We start from the raw sequence: 21,358 nt of genomic DNA on the forward strand, positions 1-21,358 counted from the left end.
CTGGTCTCAATCTATGGCGCCCATTTTTGGTTGGGTTTCAGGGGTGTTAAATGATGGTTTCCGTCATTTGCCCCGGGGTTTCAGCTGTAACGCAGGGCGCAGGAGCACCTGATGTTTCAGCCGCAGGAATACGTGGCAGCCCAGGAGCAAGCGGTTGCAGGACTAGGCTAAGGGAATCCGGGCAGCAAACCACCCCGAAGGAGCCAGCCCTTGAACAGCACGCAGCCCTCCCCCATGCCGCCGACTGAGCTCAGGGTGGGCGTGGTAGGCATCGGCTGGGCCGGCCAACAGCACCTGAAGGCCTACGCCGGGCTGGAAGGCGTCAGCATCGTCTCGCTCGCAGGAATGGAGCAGGAACTCCGGGACTCCCTACAGGCCGAATACTCCATCCCGAACGGCTTCGCCGACTGGGAGGAGATGCTGGACCACGGCGGCCTGGACGCAGTCAGCGTTGCAGTTCCCACCTTCCTGCATGCGCCGGTGGCGATCGCCGCGCTGAAGCGGGGAATCCACGTCTTGAGCGAAAAACCCATCGCGCGCAACGCCGTGGAAGGCCAGGCCATGGTGGACGCGGCACGGGAGGCCAGGCGCGTGCTGGACGTGGCGTTCAACCACCGCCGCCGCGGGGACATCCGGGCCCTCAAGCAGGTCATCGACGACGGCGGCCTGGGCCGCCCCTACTACGCCAAGGCATCCTGGCTGCGCCGCTCCGGCATCCCCACCCTGGGCAGCTGGTTCACCAACCCCGAGCTGTCCGGCGGCGGACCGCTTGCCGACATCGGTGTCCACGCACTGGACTACGCGCTGTACCTCCTGGGCGAACCGAAAGTGGTTGCTGTCTCCGCCGCCACCCACTCCGAGCTCGGGCCGCAGGGCAGGGGCGGCGGAACCCGGTTCACCGCCCAGGCCTCCAGCCACGCATTCGAGGTGGAGGACTTTGCCTCGGCCTTCCTGCGGCTGGAAGGCGGCGCAACACTCGTCGTCGAAGCAAGCTGGGCCACCTACCGGGAAGTGGACGACCAGCTGGAGTTCACGGTCTACGGCACCGACGGCGGCGCCGAACTCAAGGCCCACGGGGCCCCTTTTCCACCCGTTGGCGAGCTCCGTGTGTTCACTGACAAAGACGGCGAATCCGCTGACTATATGCCCGCCGTCGTACCGGGCCGCGCCCACGATGAAGTGGTGGAGGACTTCGTCGCCGCAGTTCGCGGCGGCGCGCAGGTGTGGAGCCGTCACGATGGCTCTCTGGCGCTGTACCGGGCACAGATCATCGACGCCTGCTACCAGTCAGCACTGGAGCAGAGGGAGGTTCGGCTGTAATGGACGGCAAACTGCGGATCCGGGTATGGAACGAGGGCGTGCACGAGGCCAACAACCAGCCGGCCCACATCGGGGAGATCTACCCCGAGGGCATTCACGGCGCCATCGCCGCCGGGCTTCGCTCCCACCTTCCGGACGCGGAGGTCACGACGGCGGTCCTGGCCACGGATGATGAGCACGGCCTTGCGGAGGAGGTGCTGGCGGACACGGACGTCCTGCTCTGGTGGGGCCACATAGCCCATGCCGACGTCAGCGACGCCGTCGTCGAACGCGTCCACCGGCACGTGCTGGGCGGGATGGGGCTGATCGTGCTCCACTCGGGGCATTTCTCGAAGATCTTCACCAAACTGCTGGGGACCAGCTGCTCCCTTGCCTGGCGCAACGACGGCGAGCGCGAGCTGGTGTGGACCGTGAAGCCCTCGCATCCCATCGCGGAAGGCGTGGACAGCCCCATCGTCATCCCGGAACAGGAGATGTACGGGGAACTGTTCGATATCCCGGACCCGGACGACCTGATCTTCATCAGCTCCTTCGCGGGCGGTGAGGTGTTCCGCTCCGGTGTCACGTTCACCCGGGGCAAGGGCCGTATCTTCTACTTCAGCCCTGGGGACCAGGAGTACCCGGTGTACCACCACCCGCAGATCCAGCGCGTCCTGGCCAACGGTGTGGTGTGGGCGGCGCAGCCCGGGTTAGACCGCTCGATCCCTGGTGTCAGCAACCCGGCCCGGGAGCGGTTTGAGGCCGAAAAACGTCATTGACACAGGGTGCGCGCAAGAGCAGATTGAAATCGTTGCAACGCAAGGTTCGGCAGGCTGTGGACGGGCACACCCCGCCCTGCCGTGCCTTTTCCCGGAGCGGCTCAGCGCGCTTGGGTATGAATTTTCATAACCACTCCCTTCCGAGGAGCCAGAAATGCCTGCAGTAACGGTTAAGGATCTTGAATCCAAGTCCTTCAACGAGCCCGACGAAAAGCGCCGGCCACCCAAGACCCAGGTGGACGTGGTGAACATCGGCGGTGCCACCTTGGGCCGCTTCACTTTTGAACCCGGCTGGCGCTGGTCCGAAACAGTCAAGACGGTGGTCCATACGGACAGCTGCCAGGTCAACCACCTGGGCTTCTGCACCGGCGGCACCCTGACCGTACAGCTGGACGACGGGAGCAAAATGACCATCCATGCCGGGGACGCCTACTCCATTCCCGCCGGGCACGACGCCTGGGTGGAAAACGACGAGGCGTACGTCGGCTACGAAATCATCAGTGCAGCCGAGTTCGCCAAGCCCGCCTGACCACAGGAGTGCACAAACTGCTCGCAGTGCAGAAACTCCCAAGGGAGGTCCACAAGGACCTCCCTTTCCTGTTCCCCGGGCCCTACGGTGGAGGGAACACAACGATCGGAGAGCAATGAAAGTCACCGTCATCGGCGGCAGCGGCCACATCGGGTCGTTCCTGGTCCCCCGGCTGGTCCGAGCTGGCCACGAGGTCACCGTCATCAGCCGCGGCAACCGCAAGCCTTACCACGAGGCACCCGAATGGCAGGAGGTGCGCCAGGTCACTGCAGACCGGGAGGCGGAGGACCGCCACGGGACTTTCGGGGACCGGGTTGCTGCCCTGAAGCCGGACGCCGTGGTGGACCTGGTCTGCTTCACCCTTGAATCGGCAGCGTCGCTGGTACAGAGCCTGCGCGGCAAGGTGGGCCACCTGCTGCACTGTGGCTCCGTCTGGCGTTACGGGCAAAGCCTGAAACTGCCCATCAGGGAAAAATCGGATTCGGCCGCGGAGCCTTTCGGCGAGTACGGCATCCAGAAGAACCGGATTGCCCTGATGTTGAAGGAGGAAACGGCGCGCGGCGGACTGGCCACCACCTCGCTGCATCCAGGCCACATCACAGGACCGGGCTGGCATCCGATCGGCCCGCTGGGAAACCTCGACCCCGCCGTATGGCAGACCATTTCCGCCGGCCAGCCCCTCCGGGTCCCCGGCAGCGGTACTGAGCTCATGCACCATGTGCATGCCGACGACGTCGCCCAGGCCTTCGAGAAAGCCATCGCCCAGCGGGAAGCAGCAAGCGGCGAGGACTTCAACATCGTCGCCCCCACAGCGCTGACCGTCCGCGGCTACGCGGACATCGCCGCGGCCTGGTTCGGACACGCCGCCGTGCTGGAAACAGTCCCGTGGGACCGCTTCCGCGAAGACACGACGCGGGACTACGCAGAGTCCACCTGGGGCCACCTTTACCGCAGCCAGTGCTTCAGCATTGAGAAGGCCGCTTCAGTGCTGGGCTACGTGCCGCGGTACGAGCCCGAGCAGGCCATCTTCGAAGCCGTCCAGTGGCTCGTTGACCACGGCCAGCTGCACGTCGCCCGCCCACTGGGCGTCCCTGCCGCCTGAGTGGCTCGCCTGGAGGTCCTGGCAAATTTACCCAAAATGTACGACGGCGGATGGGCACCAAAGTCGAAAGCATGCTTAGTATGGAGGGGTCAGGCTCTGGCTTTGCCAGGGAGAGCACCAACTGTAAGGAGCAACTCCATGGGTTTGGACGACAAGATCGGTAACGCCGCAGAAAAGCTTGGCGGCAAGGGCAAGGAAGCTGCCGGCAGCGCAACGGGCGACGAGAGCCTGAAGGCCGAAGGCAAGACGGACCAGGCAAAATCGGACCTGAAGCAGGCCGGCGAGAACGTCAAGGACGCCTTCAAGAAGGATTAGTCGGCGACACACACAGCAATGGGTGCAGCTCCAGCAGGAGCTGCACCCATTGGCGTTCCTAGGGCTGGTCGCGCTGGTCCCGGAGCTCCTGCAGGAGCTTCAGCTGCTCAGCATTGACCGCCATGAGCATTTCGATCTGGGCGGCAGCGCGGACATCTGTCTCATAGTCATGCTGGGCCATGGCGGAGGCGATGGCGTCCTGGCGCTTGGCCGCGATGAGGAGGATGGCGCCCTGCAGGCCGGCAAGCATGGACAGGAACAGGTTCAGCAGGATGTAGGGATACGGGTCCCATGCATTGTTGGCGAGGAGGTAGGAATTCACTCCTGCCCAGAGCACCATGAAGCCCACGAAGATGCCTACGAAAGGCCAACTGCCCATGCCGTTCCGAAGCCTGTCCGCAGCCTTGTCGCCCGCGCTAAGGCCTTCTTTGTGCCGCCGGTGCCAGTTAACTCTCATCTCAACCATGCGCCCAGAATAAATCCCCGGCGCCCCGGGCAGGGCGGCACCGATGGCGCGGCTTCGATCGCCTAGTGGATGAGCCCCGAGACCAGGTTGATGGTGGTGGCCAGGACAATGGCCCCAAGGAGGTAAGACAGCAGCGCCTGCCGCAGGACCGTGGAACGGATCGCGTTGGTCTTCAGGTCCGTGTCCGAAACCTGGAAGGTCATGCCTACGGTGAAGGCGAGATAGGCAAAGTCCGAGTAGCGGGGCTGGGACTCCTCATTGAAATCGACGCCGGTGCCGTCCCGGTAGTAGATCGCGGCGTACCGGAGGGTGAACAGCGTGTGCACCAGGAACCATGACAGGGCAATGCTGCCCAGGGCCATGGCCACGGTGACATCCTTGGCTCCACCCTGCTCATTGGAGGCGTCAAGCAGGATCAGGGCGACTCCCGCGAAGCTGGCCACCGTGGCGGTGAGGACCAGGGCGTCCGAAAAGACCCGGCCCGGGTCCTCTCTTCGGGCATGCGCCGCAGTGGCCGCGGGCCCCAGGCGCCCAATAACGCTCCACACCCAAACCAGGTAGGTGGCCGAGGCGACTGCCCACCCGAGCGCGGGTGCATAGGCCCAGGCCCCTGAGGGACCGACCAACAGTGCCGCAGCCAGGCCGACGACCAGCATGACCAGCATCCGGAGCCGCGAATGATGTGCGAGGGAGTTGAAGTTCCGGTGGTGGTCGCCGGGAACCGTCATGGACTTCATTCCCCGATCATGGCACGGGAGGCTGGGGCGCGGCTGGATGCCGCTCCCCAGGCTAGATCAGCCCCTGCGCCAGCATGGCGTCGGCCACCTTCACAAACCCTCCGATGTTCGCACCCAGCACGTAATTTCCGGGTTCACCGTACTCGTCAGCGGTGGCGGCGCAGCGGTCGTGGATGCCCACCATGATCTCCGTGAGCCGCTCCTCGGTATGTTCGAAGGACCATGAATCGCGGCTGGCGTTCTGCTGCATCTCCAGGGCCGAGGTAGCCACGCCGCCGGCATTGGCGGCCTTGCCGGGTCCGAACAGCACCCCAGCCTCCTGGAACACCGCCACGGCGTCCCGGGTTGAGGGCATGTTGGCCCCTTCGCCGACAGCCAGCAGGCCACTCCGCACCAGGCGGGCGGCAGCACCGCCGTCGAGCTCGTTTTGCGTGGCGCACGGCAGCGCCACCGTGGCGTCCACGTCCCACACGGACCCGCCGTCCACGTAGGAGACGCCGGCACGGCGTTCCGCGTATTCCTCCAGGCGGCCGCGCTCCACTTCCTTGACGGTGCGGAGGAGTTCGACGTCGATCCCCGCCTCGTCCACCACGTAGCCTGACGAGTCGGAACAGGCCACGACGGTGGCGCCGAGGGCCTGCGCTTTGGCGATCGCGTTGACGGCCACGTTGCCGGAGCCGGACACCACCACGCGCTGGCCGTCGAAGGACGTGCCTCGGGTTTTCAGCATCTCCTGGGTGAAGATGACGGTTCCAAAGCCGGTTGCCTCAGGGCGGACCAGGGATCCGCCCCAGGAGATGCCCTTACCGGTCAGCACGCCGGACTCGTAGCGGTTGGTGATGCGCTTGTACTGGCCGAAGAGGTAGCCGATTTCGCGGCCGCCCACGCCGATGTCGCCCGCCGGGACGTCTGTGTACTCCCCGATGTGCCGGTAGAGCTCGGTCATGAAGGACTGGCAGAACCGCATGACCTCGGCGTCACTGCGGCCGCGGGGGTCAAAGTCGGAGCCGCCCTTGCCGCCGCCGATGGGCATGCCGGTGAGGGCGTTCTTGAAGATCTGCTCGAAGCCGAGGAACTTCACGATCCCCAGGTAAACAGACGGGTGGAAGCGCAGGCCGCCCTTGTAGGGGCCCAGCGCCGAGTTGAACTCCACCCGGAACCCGCGGTTGATCTGGACGCGGCCGGAGTCGTCGGTCCACGGAACCCGGAAGATGATCTGGCGCTCGGGCTCGCAGAGACGCCCAAGGATGGCAGCCTCAAGGAATTCGGGGTGCCTGTCATGGACCGGACCCAGGCTTTCAAACACCTCAACCACCGCCTGGTGGAACTCCGCTTCGCCGGGGTTCCACGCAAGGACAGTGTCCTTGATGGATTCGAGCCGTGCGTCCATGAACAGTTCCTAACGTTGCCGATATGAGGGCCGGCGCAGGAAAGCGCCATCGCTTCAAAGGTTCACGCTTCAACGTATCCGATTACGACCGGGCACCAGTAGGCGGATCCGCGCGCTTCCACTAATCTCCGTAATGTGACAGAAGAATTCCATCATTCGGGAACTATAGAACCTTATTTAAGGTCCGGGAGGAAGCGCTGATGCCCTACATCTGCCTCCTGCTCTCCGGCGCCGCGCTGCTGGTCAACGGACTGGCAACACTCGGCCAACTCCCCCGCCGCGACGCAGCCGTGTTCAGCATGGTGCTCGGTGGCACCCAACTGGTGCTCGGCGTCGGGCATCTTTCGGGGACCGGCGCCGGCAGTGAAGCCCTCATGACGGGCGTCGGCATGTTCCTGTTCGGACTGACCTACGTTTACGCCGGGCTGGACGTCCTGCTGGGGCTTGGCTCAAAGGGACTGGGCTGGTTCTGCGGCATGGTGGCGTTCTTTGGCCTGCTGCTGGCGGGTGCCTGGGTGGGCACCGATCCGCTGCTCGCTGTGCTGTGGGTGTGCTGGTCGGTGCTGTGGGGCCTGCTGTTTGCTTCCTCAGCGCTGGGAGCAGCGCGGCTGGAACCGTTCGCCGGTTGGGCGCTGGTCCTGGCCAGCCAGGTGACGGCCACCGTCCCGGCGTTCCTGGGCTTGGCCGGACTGTGGCCCCGGAGCGGCTTGGTGGCGTGTTTGGCGGCGGCGCTCCTGGCCGGTCTCTTCGTGGCAGCGGGCTTGCTGGCGCGGCGGGGACGGCGCAGTCCTCGCCGGGCCAGTGCAGGCGCCCCGGGGCTGGCTGCGACAGTCAACGACGCTTCGCTCCGTCACGCCGGCGAGCGGGGCAAAACCCGCCTGGCAGACTAACGCAGCGCCTAGGAAGCGGTGACCTCGGCTGCATGCTGCCGCCGGATCCCACGCCTGCTGCTGCGGCCCGTGCGGGCGCTCCAGCGCTGGTGCCGGTACTCGACGTCAATGGGGTGCCCGAAGGCGGCGCTGATGTTTTCGCTGGTGATGACCCCGGCAGCGGGCCCGGCGGCCACTGCCTGCCCGGCCGTGATCAGCAGCGCGTGGCTGGTTGTGGCGGGCAGTTCCTCCAGGTGGTGGGTGACCAGGACTGACGCCATCTGCGGGTGGGTGTAGGCGAGGTCGTCGATGGTTTCCAGCAGTTGCTCCCGGGCGGCGATGTCCAGGCCCGTGCAGGGTTCATCAAGAAGCAGCAGCTCCGGGGAGGAGATAAGGGCCCGGGCAATCAGCGCCCGCCCACGCTCACCCTGGGAGAGGGTGGGCCAGCGCAGACCGGCTTTGTGGGCCAGTCCAAACTGCTCCACAAGCTCATCGGCCTTGGCATACTCGGCGTGGGTGGGCTCCCACCGCGGGGCCAGGTCATTGCTCCCCGTCAGGCCCGTGAGGACAACCTGGCGGACAGTGAGGGGTGACAGGACCTGGTGGCGCGGATTTACGTGGCCGATGGATTGGCGAAGTGCCTTCAGTTCCACCCGCCCCAGGCGTTCGCCAAGCACGGATACCGTTCCGGAACTGGGGTGGTTGACGGCCCCGCACAGCCCCATAAGGGTGCTCTTCCCGGCTCCGTTCGCCCCGAGCAATGCCCAGTGTTCTCCGGCCTTGACCGAGAGCGTGATCCCGCTGATGATGTCGCGGCCGTCCCGGCGGAACGAAACGTCGTCCAGTTCCAGTACCTGGTTGTTCACCGGGCGGTCGTTCATCTTGGGTCTCCTCAAAGGGTTGGTGTTTCCCCAACTCTCCCGTCCCGTCCCGAATGAATGCAAAAAGCGTTCGACATGTGGCAGCGGCCGGCCGCCCCAACAAGCAGCCGGCCGCGCATTGCTATGAAGTTTTGTTCCGTTACCGCAGCACTACGGTGCGGTTTCCCTGCAGGATGACCCGGCCTTCGCAGTGCCACTTCACCGCGTTGGAAAGGGCCTTGCATTCGGTGTCGCGGCCGGCGGCCACCAGGTCCTCGGGCCCGTAGGTGTGGTCCACGTCCACCACCTGCTGGGAGATGATGGGCCCTTCGTCCAGTTCCGCGTTCACGTAGTGCGCGGTGGCGCCTACGGTCTTGACGCCCCGGGCGTACGCCTGGTGGTACGGCTTGGCGCCCTTGAAGCTGGGCAGGAACGAGTGGTGGATGTTGATGGCCCGCCCGTCCAGTTTCCGGGTCAGGTCGTCGCTGAGCACCTGCATGTAGCGGGCCAGCACCACGAGCTCGACGTCCAGCCCGTCCACGAGCGCCATCAGCGCGGCTTCCGCTGCGGGTTTCGTGTCGGCAGTGACCGGGATGTGGTGGAACGGGATGCCGTGCCACTCCACCAGGGCCTCGTGGTCCCGGTGGTTGGACACCACCGCCACGATTTCCACGGGCAGATCGCCAATGCGGGAACGGAACAGCAGGTCGTTAAGGCAGTGCCCGAACTTGGACACCATGATCAGGACCTTGCGTTTGGAGCCCTGGCGTTCCAGCTGCCAGCGCATGCCGAACTTGTCGGCCACCGGGGCAAAGGAAGAACGCAGGACCTCCAGCGTGGATTCGTCCCCCTCGGAGACGAAGTGCACCCGCATGAAGAAGTGCCCCTCGGAGCGCTCCCCGAACTGCTTGTTGTCGATGATGTCGCAGCCGTGTTCCAGCAGGAAGCCGGACACGGCGTGCACGATGCCGGGTCCTTCCGGGCAGTCAAGGGTAAGGACGTGTTCCACGGTGGTGGGCGCCTTGGGCGCGGGCACGTGGGTTTCAGTAACGGTCATGGCTCAGCACTCGATCACATTCACGGCGAGGCCTCCTCGGGAGGTTTCCTTGTACTTGGTTTTCATGTCGGCTCCGGTGTCCCGCATCGTCTTGATCGCCTTGTCCAGCGAGACCTTGTGGCTGCCGTCGCCGTGCAGGGCCAGACGGGCCGCGTTGATCGCCTTAACGCTGGCGATCGCGTTCCGTTCAATGCACGGGATCTGCACCAGGCCGCCCACGGGGTCGCAGGTCAGGCCCAGGTTGTGCTCGATCCCCACCTCCGCTGCGTTTTCCACCTGCGGGGGCGTTCCGCCAAGCACCTCGCAGAGCCCGGCGGCGGCCATCGAACAGGCAGAACCAACCTCGCCCTGGCAGCCCACTTCGGCACCGGAGATGGAGGCGTTCGTTTTGAACAGGATTCCGACGGCGGCCGCCGCCAGCAGGAAGCGGACCACACCGTCGTCGTCGGCCCCTGGAATAAACTTCACGTAGTAGTGCAGGACGGCCGGCACGATCCCGGCGGCGCCGTTGGTGGGGGCGGTGACGATCCGCCCGCCGGCGGCATTTTCCTCGTTCACGGCCAGCGCGAACAGGTTGACCCATTCCATGGCATGGAGCGCATCTTTGGTGGCCGAATCCGCCGACAGTGTCTTGTACAGGGCCGGTGCGCGCCGGGTCACTTTCAGGCCGCCGGGCAGGATTCCCTCGGCGTTGCAGCCGTTCTGCACACATTCCTTCATCACGGCCCACAGCCCCAGCAGCTGCTCCCGGAGTTCGGCTTCGCTGCGCCAGGTCAGTTCGTTGGCCAGCATGACGTCGGAGATGGACATGCCTTCCCGGCTGCAGATCTGCAGGAGCTCGTCTGCGGTAGAGAACGGGTACGGCAGGACGGTGTCGTCCGCCACCACCTTGTCCCCGCCCCGGGCATCGCCGTCCACCACAAAGCCGCCGCCGATGGAGTAGAAGCTCCGCTCGCTCAGCACGGCGCCGGCGTGGTCCAGGGCCCGGAAGGTCATGCCGTTGGGGTGCGCGGGAAGGGACTTGCGGCGGTGGAGCACCACGTCCTCTTCCCAGTTGAAGTCCACCCGGTGCACCCCGGCGAGGTGCAGTTCGGCGTCCAGCGCGGCGGCCGCCACCTGGTCGTCGGCGGTGAAGGTGTCCACGGTTTCCGGGTCAAGGCCCTTCAGCCCCAGGACCACTGCCTTGTCCGAGCCGTGGCCGCGGCCGGTGGCACCAAGGGACCCGAACAGTTCGGTCTGGACCCTGGCGGTGGCGGCCAGCTGCCCGTCGCCCTTCAGCCCGTCAGCGAAAAGCTTGGCTGCCCGCATCGGGCCGACCGTGTGTGACGACGAGGGCCCGATGCCAACGGAGAACAGGTCCAGGACGCTGAGCGCCATCAGGGAACCTCTGGCGAGGCGTACTCCCGCATGGCGTCCAGCAGCCACCGGCCCAGGAACTCGGCGAACGAAGCACGCGGGAAGATCCGGAAGGTGTCCTCCCCGGTCTTCCACAGACCGGCGGGGATGTTCGCGATTTCCGTGGAGAAGGCGGTGCCCGTTTTGAACACCCGCGGGTGCAGGTCCAGCGAGCAGCCCTTTTCCAGGACAGCGCGGGCCCGCGGGCCCTTCAGTTCAAAGGTGGTGCGGTTGGCGGAGAGGTCCACCACCTGGCCTGCGTCGCTGCCCAGCGCGTCCCGGAGTGCGGGGATCAGGCCGCCGCCCAGCGACTCGTGTGCCTCGGTGGGTGCCACCACCAGGAACTCGGAGGGGCCCAGCCACAGGACGGAGACGTCGCCGTTGCGGGCCACCGCGCCCGACCCAGCCGGGAGGCCGCCGGTGACAGCGGCCAGCCGCTGCGCCACGTCCGACCCCGCCTCGGCCCGGAGCCCCACCATGGTTAGGAAGGGCAGCTCGGTGAGCTCGACGGTGCCGGGCAGGGAGCCTGCCGCGAATGCTTCGGCCAGCTGCCTGGCAGGGCTGACGCGGGCTGCGAGGTTCTTGTCTGCAGAGGTGGGGGATGCTGCTGTTTCAGCCATCTTTACGGGTCCCTTCGGGGTCAAAAAGCACTGTCTCTGCCACAACCACGTCCACCAGCTGGTCGCCGGCGGCTGCCACCAGCGTTTCGCCGATGCGGTTGCGTCCGTTCTTGATCAGGGCCAAGCCAAAGGACCTGCCCAGCGCTGCACTGTGGTAGCTGGAGGTGACGAATCCTTCCATCGGCACCGGACCATAGGCCGGGTTGGTGGAGCGGCCCTTTTCCACCAGCTGCGTGCCTTCCGGCAGGCGCAGCGAGCCGTCCACGGGAAGGACGCTGACCAGGTGCTTGCGGTCCTCACGCTGCGCGTCCGACCGGGAGTAGGAGCGCTTGCCGATGAATTCCTTCGCCTTGGAGACGATCCACTCCATGCCGGCATCCTGCGGGGTGACCGTGCCGTCGGTGTCCTGCCCGACGATCGGGTAGCCCTTCTCGGCGCGGAGCACGTGCATGGTTTCGGTGCCGTACGGGGTGATGTTGAATTCGGCACCGGCCGCCGCCACGGCTTCCCAGGTGTTCAGGCCGTACCAGGCCGGCACGTTGATCTCGTAGGCAAGTTCGCCGGAGAACGAGATCCGGCAGATCCGGGCACGGACGCCGGACGCCAACGTGGTTTCGCGGAAGGTCATGAACGGGAAGGCCTCGGCCTCCAAGCCGCCGTTGGCAGCCAGTTCCGGCGCCACCTTGGCGATGACCTCGCGGGACTTGGGCCCGACGACGGCAATGGTGCTCCACTGCTCGGTCACCGAGGTGCAGTTCACGTCCAGTTCCGGCCACTCGGTCTGCAGCCATTCCTCGAGCCAGTCCAGCACCTTGGCGGCGCCGCCGGTGGTGGTGGTCATGAAGTAGGTTTCGTCGTCAACGCGGAGGGTCACGCCGTCGTCGAAGATCATGCCGTCCGGGGTGCACATGACACCGTAGCGTGCCGAGCCCGGGGCGAGCTTCTTGAACGCGTTGGTGTACATGCGGTTGAGGAACTCGCCCGCATCCTTGCCGCGGATCTCGATCTTGCCCAGGGTGGTGGCGTCCATGAACCCTACGGATTCGCGGACCGCAGCGCATTCACGCAGCACGGCGGCGTCCATGTCCTCCCCGGCCTGCGGGTAGTACCAGGGGCGCTTCCACTGTCCGACGTCCTCGAACAGCGCGCCCTTGGCAACGTGCCAGGGGTGGATCGACGTGATGCGGGCGGGGTCGAAGAGTTCGCCGCGCTGGCGTCCGGCCAGTGCCGCGAAGGCCACCGGGGTGAACGGTGCGCGGTAGGTGGTGGTGCCGATGTCGCCGATGCCGCGGGACGCCTCGCCGGCGGTCCGGAGTGCGGCGGCGATGACGCCGATGGCATTGACGCCGGAAGTCTTGCCCTGGTCGTTGGCGGTGCTGATGGAGGTGTACCGCTTGATGTGCTCCACCGAGCGCATGCCGGCGCCGGTGGAGCGGAGGACGTCCGCCACGGACTGGTCGCGCTGGAAGTCCACGAAGTGGTGGTGCCAGTCATCCGGGGTGCCGTTCTCCCCCGGTACCAGCCACAGCTGGCGGGTGGGGGCGGAGGCCTTCGGCGCGCCGAACACGGAAGGTTCGACGGCGGATGCGAACCCGGCGGCGATGGCTGCCCGTGCGCCGGCGGAGATGCCCTCGGCCAGGCAGTCAGCGGTGTCGAAGGAACCGCGGCCGGAGCCGATGGTCTGCTGGTTGGGCACTTCGGTGCTGGGCACGAACGCTGCCAGGTCCTCGTCCCAGCGCAACTTGCCCTGCCGCTGGGAGTGGAGGTGGACCAGCGGGCTCCAGCCGCCGGACACAGCCAGCAGGTCGCAGGCGATCTGTTCGACGCCGGAGGTGAGCTCGCCGTCGTCGTTGATGCTGCGGACGGTGACGCCGTCCAGCCGGCCGTCACTGTCTGCCGACGTGTTGGCAACCGCGCTGCCGATCAGCACCCGGAGCCCGCTTTCGACGGCGGCAGTTGCCACCGCGGTGAGCTGGGGACGGGCGTCCACCACGGCTGCGACCTTGACGCCGGCGGCGGTCAGGTCAGCGGCGGCGGCGTAGGCACTGTCGTTGGTGGTGCTGATGACCACGCGCTTGCCGGCGGCCACGCCGTACCGGTTGAGGTAGCTGCGCACGGCAGAGGCCAGCATGATGCCGGGGCGGTCGTTGTTCTCGAACACCAGGGGACGCTCGTGCGCGCCCGGTGCCAGCACCACCTGGTTGGCACGGATGTGCCAAATCCGCTGGCGGGAGACGCCGGGAGCTGCGGGGGTGGACAGGTGGTCGGTGCGGTTTTGGACGGCGATGACATAGTTGGCGTCGTAGGCACCGAACGCGGTGGTCCGGTTCAGGACCGTTGACTCGGCGCCGGAGACCAATTCAGCTTCAACATCGGCCACCCACTCGAGGGCTGGCTTGCCTTCGATGGTCTCGGCCAGGCCCTCGGCGGTGGAGCCGGAGAGCAGGGAGCCGCCGAGTTCGGGCTGGTCGTCCAGCAGCATGACACGGGCGCCGGTGCGGACAGCGTCTCGCGCCGCGGCAAGGCCGGCGGGGCCGCCGCCGATCACCAGGACGTCGGTGTGGACGTACTTCTTGTCGTATTCAGCGCGGTCGTCTTCCGGGTCAAGCTTGCCCAGGCCATTCAGAAGCGTGGCCTTCAGGCCGTCCACCAGGGAGACGGTGGTGGCGGGGAGCATGGATTCGGCTACGTGGCCGGGAAAGCGGGCTTCCACGCGGACCAGGGCGTTGGCCTCTTCGACTCCGGCGGACATGATGCCGCGGGGACGGTCCTCGTACAGCGAGCTGCCGGCGGCGATGCGGCCGTTGGCCAGCAGGGCCGAGGCCAGGGTGTCGCCGGGGTGGCCGGTGAATTCCTCGCCGTCCACCGTAAAGCGCCAGGAAATGGTGCGGTCGATGCGGCCGCCGGTAGCCAGGCGGGCGTTCTGGGAAGTCACTTGGTCGCTCCTTCCGGGGCGGTGGTGGTCAGGATGCTCGTGGTGGAAGTGCTGGGTCCAGCGGTTCCCGTGGTGGTGCTGTCAGGGGCCGTGCTGGCGGTTCCGGATTCGGGCGTGACCCTCGGGGAACGGTCGGGCCGCGGTGTTCCCATGGGGTAGACGGCCTGGATGTCGTAGCTGACGGTGTCGCGGAGCATGTTGAACCACTGCCGGCAGCCGGTGCTGTGGACCCAGCGCTCGGCGAAGGTGCCTTTGGGGTTCTCGCGGTAGAAGAGGTAGCGGGACCACTCCGTATCGCTGAGTTCATTCGGGTTCTCCGGGTAGGGGACGTGGGCCTGTCCCCCGTAGTGGAATTCGGTTTCGTCCCGCGGGCCGCAGTTGGGGCATGGGATCAGCAGCATGTGCGTTAGTCCTTTTCTGGTGGCGGCGGCTAGTGGGCCACGGCGGCGGCGCCGTGTTCGTCGATGAGGGCGCCGGTTTCGAAGCGTTCCAGCGAGAACGGCGCATTCAGCTTGTGCGGCGCGCCGGTGGCGATGGTGTGCGCAAAGGTCATGCCGGCAGCGGGCGTTCCCTTGAACCCGCCGGTACCCCAGCCGCAGTTCACGAACATGTTCTCCACCGGGGTCAGGCCCACGATCGGCGAGGCGTCCAGGGTGGTGTCCACAATGCCGCCCCAGGTCCGGAGCACGTGGGCCCGGGCGAAGATGGGGAAGAGTTCGACGGCGGCCGCCATCTGCTGCTCGATCACATGGAAGGAGCCGCGCTGGCCGTAGCCGTTGTAGGAGTCCACGCCGGCGCCCATGACCAGTTCACCCTTGTGCGCCTGCGAAACGTAGACGTGGACGTGGTTGGACATGACCACCGTGGGGTGGACAGGCTCGTGCAGTTCGGAGACCAGGGCCTGCAGCGGATGGGACTGGATGGGTAGCTGGAAGCCTGCCATCTCGGCCAAAACCGAGCTGTGGCCGGCGGCGCACAGGCCAACTTTTTCGGTGTTGATGGTGCCGCGGTTGGTCTTGACGCCCACTACGCGGTCGCCGTCCTTGAGGAAGCCGGTCACCTCGCAGTTCTGGATAATGTCCACGCCCATTTCGTCGCACTTGCGGGCGAAGGCCCAGGCCACGTGGTCGTGCTTGGCGATGCCGGCGCGGGGCTGGTAGGTGGCGCCCATGACCGGGTAGCGGATGTTGTCCCGGATGTTCAGGATGGGGCAAAGTTCCTTGACCTGCTGCGGGTCCAGCCATTCGGCGTCCACGCCGTTGAGCTTGTTGGCGCCGACGCGGCGGATGCTTTCGCGCACGTCGCCCAGGGTGTGGGCCAGGTTCATCACGCCGCGCTGGCTGAACAGGAAGTCGTATTCGAGTTCCTCGGGCAGGATCTCCCACAGCTTGAGCGCGTGCTCGTAGATTGCGGCGCTCTCGTCCCAGAGGTAGTTGGAGCGGATGATGGTGGTGTTCCGGGCCATGTTGCCGCCGGCCAGCCAGCCCTTTTCCAGGACGGCGATGTTGGTCATCCCGTGGTTCTTGGCCAGGAAGTAGGCGGTGGCGAGGCCGTGCCCGCCGCCGCCGACGATCACGGCATCGTAGGAGGACTTGGGCTCCGGGTTGCGCCAGAGGAAATCCGGGTGCTCGGGGAGGAGGTCTGCGCTCACTGGGCTGCTCCAATCAGGTCTGCTTCGGCTTCTGCCAGGCTGGCGTCGGCGGTGAGGTGCGGGTACAGGGGGAACTTTTCGGCCAGGGCCGTCACCCGGGAGCGGAGTTCGGCGGCGGTGTCCCCGGGCAGGGTGCCGGTGGACGCCGACGCGATCAGGGCCGTCGCAATGATGTCCGCAACCTCGGTGAACTCGGCGGCGCCGAAACCGCGGGCGGCCAGGGCGGGTGTCCCGATCCGGAGGCCGGAGGAGACCATCGGCGGGCGGGGGTCGAAGGGGACGGCGTTGCGGTTGACGGTGATGCCGATCTGGTGGAGTGCGTCTTCGCCCTGCTGGCCGTCGAGTTCGGAGTGGCGCAGGTCCACCAGGACCAGGTGGACGTCGGTGCCGCCGTTGACCACGGAGATGCCTGCCGCTGCCACGTCTTCCTTGAGGAGACGATCTGCCAGCAGCTTGGCGCCCGCCAGGACGCGCTCCTGGCGCTCCTTGAATTCGGGGGCGGCGGCGAGCTTGAAGGCCACGGCCTTGGCGGCGACCACGTGCTCCAGGGGACCGCCCTGCTGGCCGGGGAACACGGCGCTGTTGATCTTCTTGGCGTATTCCTCCTTGGCGAGGATGACGCCGCCGCGGGGGCCGCCCAGGGTCTTGTGGGTGGTGGTGGTCACCACATCCGCGTAGGGGACGGGGTTGGGGTGCAGGCCTGCGGCCACCAGGCCGGCGAAGTGGGCCATGTCCACCATCAGGTAGGCGCCCACGAGGTCGGCGATCCGGCGGAACTCCGCGAAGTCCAGCTGGCGTGAGTAGGCGGACCAGCCGGCCACGATCAGCTTGGGCTTGTGCTCCAGGGCCAGGGCTTCCACCTCGGCCATATCAATCCGGAGGTCTTCCTCCCGGACGTGGTAGGGAACCACGTTGTAGAGCTTGCCGGAGAAGTTGATCTTCATGCCGTGGGTCAGGTGGCCGCCGTGCGCCAGGGACAGGCCAAGGATGGTGTCGCCGGGGTTCAGCAGGGCGAACATGGCGGCGGCGTTGGCCTGCGCGCCGGAGTGCGGCTGGACATTGGCGAACTCGGCGCCGAACAGGGCCTTCACGCGGTCGATGGCGAGCTGTTCGATGACGTCCACGTGCTCGCAGCCGCCGTAGTAGCGCTTGCCGGGGTAGCCCTCGGCGTACTTGTTGGTGAGGACCGAGCCCTGGGCCTCCATGACGGAGGACGGAGCAAAGTTCTCCGAGGCGATCATTTCCAAGGTGGACTGCTGGCGGTGCAGTTCCCGTGCCACAGCGGCGGCGACGTCGGCGTCGACCGTGGCGAGCGAGGCGTTCAGTACGTCCTGCATTGTTCTCCTTCAAAGCCCTTCGGAGTTACTGATCTATAACTGATCTGTAACTGATATATTAGAACTGTCGTAATAGTATGTTCCAGATCACTTGGACGTCAATAGCACTCCTGGGAAGGCTCGAAATGAGCGTCACATTAGAGAACCACCTGGCCGGGGACGGAGATCTCTCACTCTCCGAACAGGCCTACCGACACCTCCGCGACCGGCTCATCATGCTGGACATCCGGCCAGGCGAGGCGATCAACGACGGCAAGCTGGCCGCCGAACTGGGGATTGGCCGGACGCCGGTCCGGGAAGCACTCAAGCGCCTGGAAAGCGACCATCTTGTGGTCTCATATCCCCGCCGCGGAACGTTCGCCACCATCGTCGACATCACCGAACTCGCCGACGTCTCCGAGCTGCGCGAATCACTGGAGCCCCTGGCGGCACGCCGGGCGGCCAAGCTGGCAACGCCGGCTTTGCGCGCGGAGATTCGCGAGACCGCGGCGGCGATCGCCAAAATGGGGGACGGCTATGATCCCTACGACCTCATGCGGTACGACATCAAAGTCCACCGGCTGATCTACCGGGCCGCGGCCAACGCGCACCTCGAAGACGTCCTGATCCGCTACGACAACCTGGCCACCCGGATCTGGTGCATGGTGTTGGAAAAGGTGCCGTCCGTTGCGTCGCACATCGCCGAGCACGTGGAACTGCTGGAGGCCGTGGCCGACGGCGATTCCGACCGGGCGGGCAAACTCGCCCTGGAGCACGTCACCAGTTTTGAACAGGCCATCCGCAGCGTGCTTTAGTCGTCGTGTCTAAAGCGCAGCTACTGCAGCCGCTGGCGCACTTCCTTCGCGAACTCCATGGTGGTGGCTGATCCGCCGAGGTCCGGAGTGGCCACTCCGTCCGCAAGCGTGGATTCGAAAGCGCTTGTCAGGGACCGCGCTGCCGCCACCTCCCCCAGGTGCTCCAACATCATGGCCGCAGCCCAAAGGGCACCGACCGGGTTAGCGATGCCCTTGCCGGCGATGTCCGGGGCAGAACCGTGAACGGGTTCGAACATCGACGGGAAGCGCCGTTCAGGGTTCAGGTTGGCGCTCGGCGCGATGCCGATGGAGCCGGCGACGCCGGCCACAAGGTCGGACAGGATATCGCCGAACAGATTCGAGGCCACGATGGTGCGAACACTGGTGGGCTTCATGACCAGCCGGGCAGCGAGCGCATCGATGAGCACCTTGTCCACGGTGACGCCCGGGAACTGGGCCACCGTGGAAGCCACCACTTCGTCCCAGAACGGCATGGTGTGGATGATGCCGTTGGATTTGGTGGCTGAGACCAGCGTTCCGCCACGGCCGGCGGCTGCTTGGGCTGCATAGCGCGCCACCCTGCTGATGCCGGCCCTGGTAAACACACTCTCCTGGACGGCGAACTCCGCTTCCGTCCCGGCGCCAAAGCGCCCGCCGATCTGCGAGTATTCGCCCTCAACGTTCTCCCGCACCACCACAATGTCCAGGTCTTCGATGCCCGGCATCGCACCGGTGACGCCGGGCAGCAGCTTCATGGGGCGCAGGTTGATGTACTGGTCGAACTCGCGGCGGATGGGAATCAGCAGTCCCCACAGGGTCACGTCGCCCGGGACGTCAGGGGTTCCCACGGCGCCCAGGAAGATGCCGTCGCCACTGCTGAGCTGCTCAATACCGTCAACCGGCATCATCCTGCCGGTCTTGACGTACAGGTCGCTGTTCCAGTCGCGGACCCGCCAGGTAACGGTAAAGCCGTGCAGCCCGGCCAGGGCGTCCACGCATTCCATGGCCACGTCGGTGACATCCACGCCGATGCCGTCGCCGGGAATTGAGTCGATGGTGAAGTTGCGGCTCATGGGTTTCCTATCATTTCCGGCGTACCTGTATACGGATAAAGCTTAGGCCGGACTTGGCACCACCTGCTCCGGCCCACCGGGGCCCTGCGAAACGTAACCGTCCCGTCGCCGTCGGACGCCTTCCGCATGTGACGTGGAATACTTCCCTACAGGTGAGCGGCCAGGGAGGCCGGAGGAAGTGTGGAAAGGCCGGTCAACATGCAGGAAACGGTTAACGAGGACCAGCAGGCACGCCGGCATGTGCTGTCTGCTGTGTCCCGGGAACGCGGGCTTGGGCTGCGCCCGGACCCGGACTTCGACCGGCGCCTCGAGGAGCACTTTCCCACGCTCCGCAGCCTGTTCCACTCCCTGTACGGCGACCGCAATGACTGGCTGGACCAGCTCACGGACCTGGTCCTCCAATGTGCCCGCTCCTGGCAGGAGCGTTCCCCGGAGCTGAAGGCCCTGGACGCCGAACGCGAAGGGACTCCCGACTGGTTCCAGTCCAACCGGATGCTCGGCGGGGTCTGCTACGTGGACCGCTATGCCGAAAGCCTGGAAGGGGTGCGCGCCCGCATCCCGTACTTCAAGGAACTGGGCCTGACCTACCTGCACCTCATGCCCCTGTTCCTGGCACCCGAACCCCATTCGGACGGCGGCTACGCGGTCTCGAGCTACCGGCAGGTCAACCCGAAGGTGGGCACAATGGAGCAGCTGCGCTCCCTTGCAGCGGAGCTGAAGGCCAACGGCATCAGCCTGGTGGTGGATTTCATCTTCAACCACACCTCGGACGAGCACGAATGGGCCCGGAAGGCAGCCGCGGGAGATCCCGAATTCAGCGACTACTACTGGATCTTCCCGGACCGGACCATGCCGGACGCCTTCGAGGCGAACGTCCGCGAGATCTTTCCCGAGAACCACCCCGGCTCCTTCATCCAGATGGAGGACGGCCGGTGGGTGTGGGCCACGTTCCACACGTACCAGTGGGACCTGAACTACGCCAACCCGGAGGTGTTCCGGGCCATGGCCGGCGAGATGCTGTTCCTCGCCAACCAGGGCGTGGACATCCTGCGCATGGATGCGGTGGCGTTCATCTGGAAGCAGCTCGGCACGCCCTGCGAAAACCTCCCGCAGGCGCACACGCTGCTGCGGGCCTTCAACGCCGTGTGCCGGCTGGCGGCGCCGTCGCTGCTGTTCAAGTCAGAGGCCATCGTTCACCCGGACGAGGTGGCCCTGTACATCGACCCCAAAGAATGCCAGCTGTCCTACAACCCGCTGCAGATGGCCCTGATCTGGGAATCCCTGGCCACCCGCGATGCCTCGCTCCTGGCCCAGGCCCTGGAGCGCCGGCACAACATCCCGGACGGCACGGCCTGGGTGAACTACGTCCGCAGCCACGATGACATCGGCTGGACCTTCGCCGACGAGGACGCGGCCGAACTGGGCATCAACGGCTTTGACCACCGCCGTTTCCTGAACTCCTTCTACGTCAACAGGTTCCCGGGCAGCTTCGCCCGCGGCGTCCCCTTCCAGGACAATCCGAAGACCGGTGACTGCCGGATTTCAGGCACGACGGCGTCCCTGTGCGGCATGGAGCTTGACCCGGCTGAGGCGGTGGAACGGATCCTCCTGGCCCACTCGGTGCCGTTCAGCACCGGCGGCATCCCGCTGCTGTACCTGGGCGACGAGGTGGGCCAGGTCAACGACTATGGCTACGCGTCGGAACCGGGCCACGGGGAGGACAGCCGGTGGGTCCACCGCCCGCACTTTCCGGCGGAGCAGTACGCCCGCCGCCTGGATCCCGCCACTCCGGAAGGTGCAGTGTATGCAGGCCTGAAACGGATGATCGAGGTCCGGGCGAATACCGCTGAACTTGCCGGAACCACGCTGGTGGACTTCCACACGAACAACCGGTCAGTCCTGGCCTACCAGCGGCCCGGCGATCCGGAGGATGGCAGCGCGGTCCTTTCCCTTGCCAACTTCAGCGACTCCGCCCAGACCCTTCCGCCGGAGACCTTCGGCGGATTCGCGCCGGCCGCCGTCGACCTTCTCTCCGAAGCCGCCCTTCAGCTGGACGACGGCGTAACGCTCCTTCCCCGGCAATACCTCTGGCTGCGCGTCACCCCGGCGTAGCATCGCGGTGCCCGTTTTCTTAACCCGTGTCCGTGCGT

At 66.2% G+C, this 21,358-nt stretch carries 20 protein-coding genes; 8 read left to right on the forward strand and 12 right to left on the reverse strand.

Annotated elements, in window-relative coordinates; genetic code table 11:
* Positions 1–234: 234 nt before the first annotated feature.
* The 5 genes from LFT49_RS18945 (at position 235) to LFT49_RS18965 (ending at position 4,024) form a co-directional block, all read left to right on the forward strand.
* Entirely contained in the window at positions 235–1,320 is a 1,086-nt protein-coding gene (locus LFT49_RS18945; protein WP_236802950.1) for a Gfo/Idh/MocA family protein, read from the forward strand.
* Positions 1,320–2,078, forward strand: coding sequence for a ThuA domain-containing protein (locus tag LFT49_RS18950; protein ID WP_236799892.1), 759 nt, complete (start codon positions 1,320–1,322; stop codon positions 2,076–2,078). Before LFT49_RS18945 ends, LFT49_RS18950 begins: the two co-directional genes overlap by 1 nt.
* Before the next feature lie 154 nt (positions 2,079–2,232).
* On the forward strand, positions 2,233–2,607 hold the full coding sequence (locus LFT49_RS18955; RefSeq protein WP_237429076.1) for a cupin domain-containing protein: 375 nt from the start codon (positions 2,233–2,235) through the stop codon (positions 2,605–2,607).
* A 115-nt stretch (positions 2,608–2,722) separates the two neighbouring features.
* Entirely contained in the window at positions 2,723–3,709 is a 987-nt protein-coding gene (locus tag LFT49_RS18960) for an NAD-dependent epimerase/dehydratase family protein (protein ID WP_237429077.1), read from the forward strand.
* A gap of 138 nt (positions 3,710–3,847) precedes the next feature.
* Positions 3,848–4,024 carry a CsbD family protein gene (locus LFT49_RS18965; protein WP_214946270.1) on the forward strand — a complete coding sequence of 59 codons (177 nt, stop codon included), beginning with the start codon at positions 3,848–3,850 and terminating at the stop codon, positions 4,022–4,024.
* A 58-nt stretch (positions 4,025–4,082) separates the two neighbouring features.
* Here LFT49_RS18965 and LFT49_RS18970 read toward each other — a convergent pair whose 3' ends face one another.
* The 3 genes from LFT49_RS18970 to gdhA all read right to left on the reverse strand — a co-directional run bounded on the left by LFT49_RS18970 (position 4,083) and on the right by gdhA (position 6,617).
* A complete protein-coding gene (locus tag LFT49_RS18970; protein ID WP_236799895.1) occupies positions 4,083–4,490 on the reverse strand; it encodes a DUF1003 domain-containing protein in 408 nt (135 codons plus the stop codon).
* A 62-nt stretch (positions 4,491–4,552) separates the two neighbouring features.
* Positions 4,553–5,227, reverse strand: a complete 675-nt coding sequence (locus LFT49_RS18975; RefSeq protein WP_236799896.1) for a DUF1345 domain-containing protein — start codon at positions 5,225–5,227, stop codon at positions 4,553–4,555.
* Between the two features lie 52 nt (positions 5,228–5,279).
* Positions 5,280–6,617: an NADP-specific glutamate dehydrogenase gene (gene gdhA, locus LFT49_RS18980; protein ID WP_237429078.1), complete on the reverse strand. Its 1,338-nt coding sequence runs from the start codon at positions 6,615–6,617 to the stop codon at positions 5,280–5,282.
* Between the two features lie 200 nt (positions 6,618–6,817).
* Here gdhA and LFT49_RS18985 point away from each other — a divergent pair, with 200 nt between their 5' ends.
* A complete protein-coding gene (locus tag LFT49_RS18985; RefSeq protein ID WP_237429079.1) occupies positions 6,818–7,507 on the forward strand; it encodes an AmiS/UreI family transporter in 690 nt (229 codons plus the stop codon).
* An 8-nt stretch (positions 7,508–7,515) separates the two neighbouring features.
* Here LFT49_RS18985 and LFT49_RS18990 read toward each other — a convergent pair whose 3' ends face one another.
* From LFT49_RS18990 to glyA, 8 genes are all read right to left on the reverse strand, one after another.
* On the reverse strand, positions 7,516–8,367 hold the full coding sequence (locus LFT49_RS18990; RefSeq protein WP_237429080.1) for an ABC transporter ATP-binding protein: 852 nt from the start codon (positions 8,365–8,367) through the stop codon (positions 7,516–7,518).
* A 139-nt stretch (positions 8,368–8,506) separates the two neighbouring features.
* The gene (gene purU / locus LFT49_RS18995; RefSeq protein WP_237429081.1) at positions 8,507–9,403 is read right to left on the reverse strand and encodes a formyltetrahydrofolate deformylase; all 897 of its coding nucleotides are present in this window, start codon (positions 9,401–9,403) and stop codon (positions 8,507–8,509) included.
* 3 nt (positions 9,404–9,406) lie between these two features.
* Complete coding sequence (locus LFT49_RS19000) at positions 9,407–10,780, reverse strand: L-serine ammonia-lyase (RefSeq protein WP_237429082.1); 1,374 nt, start codon at positions 10,778–10,780, stop codon at positions 9,407–9,409.
* Positions 10,780–11,418, reverse strand: coding sequence for a sarcosine oxidase subunit gamma (locus LFT49_RS19005; RefSeq protein ID WP_237429083.1), 639 nt, complete (start codon positions 11,416–11,418; stop codon positions 10,780–10,782). Before LFT49_RS19005 ends, LFT49_RS19000 begins: the two co-directional genes overlap by 1 nt.
* Complete coding sequence (locus tag LFT49_RS19010) at positions 11,411–14,353, reverse strand: sarcosine oxidase subunit alpha family protein (RefSeq protein WP_237429084.1); 2,943 nt, start codon at positions 14,351–14,353, stop codon at positions 11,411–11,413. Before LFT49_RS19010 ends, LFT49_RS19005 begins: the two co-directional genes overlap by 8 nt.
* On the reverse strand, positions 14,350–14,754 hold the full coding sequence (locus LFT49_RS19015; protein ID WP_236799904.1) for a sarcosine oxidase subunit delta: 405 nt from the start codon (positions 14,752–14,754) through the stop codon (positions 14,350–14,352). The genes LFT49_RS19010 and LFT49_RS19015 overlap by 4 nt, the downstream gene beginning before the upstream one ends.
* A gap of 29 nt (positions 14,755–14,783) precedes the next feature.
* Positions 14,784–16,004, reverse strand: coding sequence for a sarcosine oxidase subunit beta family protein (locus LFT49_RS19020; protein WP_236799905.1), 1,221 nt, complete (start codon positions 16,002–16,004; stop codon positions 14,784–14,786).
* Entirely contained in the window at positions 16,001–17,341 is a 1,341-nt protein-coding gene (gene glyA, locus LFT49_RS19025) for a serine hydroxymethyltransferase (protein ID WP_236820642.1), read from the reverse strand. The genes LFT49_RS19020 and glyA overlap by 4 nt, the downstream gene beginning before the upstream one ends.
* Before the next feature lie 125 nt (positions 17,342–17,466).
* Here glyA and LFT49_RS19030 point away from each other — a divergent pair, with 125 nt between their 5' ends.
* Entirely contained in the window at positions 17,467–18,135 is a 669-nt protein-coding gene (locus LFT49_RS19030) for a GntR family transcriptional regulator (protein ID WP_237429085.1), read from the forward strand.
* A gap of 20 nt (positions 18,136–18,155) precedes the next feature.
* Here the strand turns inward: LFT49_RS19030 and LFT49_RS19035 are convergent, their stop codons facing one another.
* A complete protein-coding gene (locus LFT49_RS19035; RefSeq protein ID WP_237429086.1) occupies positions 18,156–19,208 on the reverse strand; it encodes a tartrate dehydrogenase in 1,053 nt (350 codons plus the stop codon).
* Positions 19,209–19,406: 198 nt separating this feature from the next.
* Between LFT49_RS19035 and LFT49_RS19040 the strand changes: the two genes are divergently transcribed.
* Positions 19,407–21,320: an amylosucrase gene (locus LFT49_RS19040; RefSeq protein WP_236820645.1), complete on the forward strand. Its 1,914-nt coding sequence runs from the start codon at positions 19,407–19,409 to the stop codon at positions 21,318–21,320.
* The last annotated feature ends 38 nt before the right edge of the window (positions 21,321–21,358 follow it).

Source organism: Arthrobacter sp. FW306-06-A (assembly GCF_021870055.1).
Taxonomy (GTDB): domain Bacteria; phylum Actinomycetota; class Actinomycetes; order Actinomycetales; family Micrococcaceae; genus Arthrobacter.

Coding starts and splice junctions, on each gene's coding strand:
- LFT49_RS18945 (WP_236802950.1), top strand. CDS start 235: ATGCCGCCGACTGAGCTCAGGGTGGGCGTGGTAGGCATCGGCTGGGCC.
- LFT49_RS18950 (WP_236799892.1), top strand. CDS start 1,320: ATGGACGGCAAACTGCGGATCCGGGTATGGAACGAGGGCGTGCACGAG.
- LFT49_RS18955 (WP_237429076.1), top strand. CDS start 2,233: ATGCCTGCAGTAACGGTTAAGGATCTTGAATCCAAGTCCTTCAACGAG.
- LFT49_RS18960 (WP_237429077.1), top strand. CDS start 2,723: ATGAAAGTCACCGTCATCGGCGGCAGCGGCCACATCGGGTCGTTCCTG.
- LFT49_RS18965 (WP_214946270.1), top strand. CDS start 3,848: ATGGGTTTGGACGACAAGATCGGTAACGCCGCAGAAAAGCTTGGCGGC.
- LFT49_RS18970 (WP_236799895.1), bottom strand. CDS start 4,490: ATGGTTGAGATGAGAGTTAACTGGCACCGGCGGCACAAAGAAGGCCTT.
- LFT49_RS18975 (WP_236799896.1), bottom strand. CDS start 5,227: ATGAAGTCCATGACGGTTCCCGGCGACCACCACCGGAACTTCAACTCC.
- gdhA (WP_237429078.1), bottom strand. CDS start 6,617: ATGGACGCACGGCTCGAATCCATCAAGGACACTGTCCTTGCGTGGAAC.
- LFT49_RS18985 (WP_237429079.1), top strand. CDS start 6,818: ATGCCCTACATCTGCCTCCTGCTCTCCGGCGCCGCGCTGCTGGTCAAC.
- LFT49_RS18990 (WP_237429080.1), bottom strand. CDS start 8,367: ATGAACGACCGCCCGGTGAACAACCAGGTACTGGAACTGGACGACGTT.
- purU (WP_237429081.1), bottom strand. CDS start 9,403: ATGACCGTTACTGAAACCCACGTGCCCGCGCCCAAGGCGCCCACCACC.
- LFT49_RS19000 (WP_237429082.1), bottom strand. CDS start 10,780: ATGGCGCTCAGCGTCCTGGACCTGTTCTCCGTTGGCATCGGGCCCTCG.
- LFT49_RS19005 (WP_237429083.1), bottom strand. CDS start 11,418: ATGGCTGAAACAGCAGCATCCCCCACCTCTGCAGACAAGAACCTCGCA.
- LFT49_RS19015 (WP_236799904.1), bottom strand. CDS start 14,754: ATGCTGCTGATCCCATGCCCCAACTGCGGCCCGCGGGACGAAACCGAA.
- glyA (WP_236820642.1), bottom strand. CDS start 17,341: ATGCAGGACGTACTGAACGCCTCGCTCGCCACGGTCGACGCCGACGTC.
- LFT49_RS19030 (WP_237429085.1), top strand. CDS start 17,467: ATGAGCGTCACATTAGAGAACCACCTGGCCGGGGACGGAGATCTCTCA.
- LFT49_RS19035 (WP_237429086.1), bottom strand. CDS start 19,208: ATGAGCCGCAACTTCACCATCGACTCAATTCCCGGCGACGGCATCGGC.
- LFT49_RS19040 (WP_236820645.1), top strand. CDS start 19,407: ATGCAGGAAACGGTTAACGAGGACCAGCAGGCACGCCGGCATGTGCTG.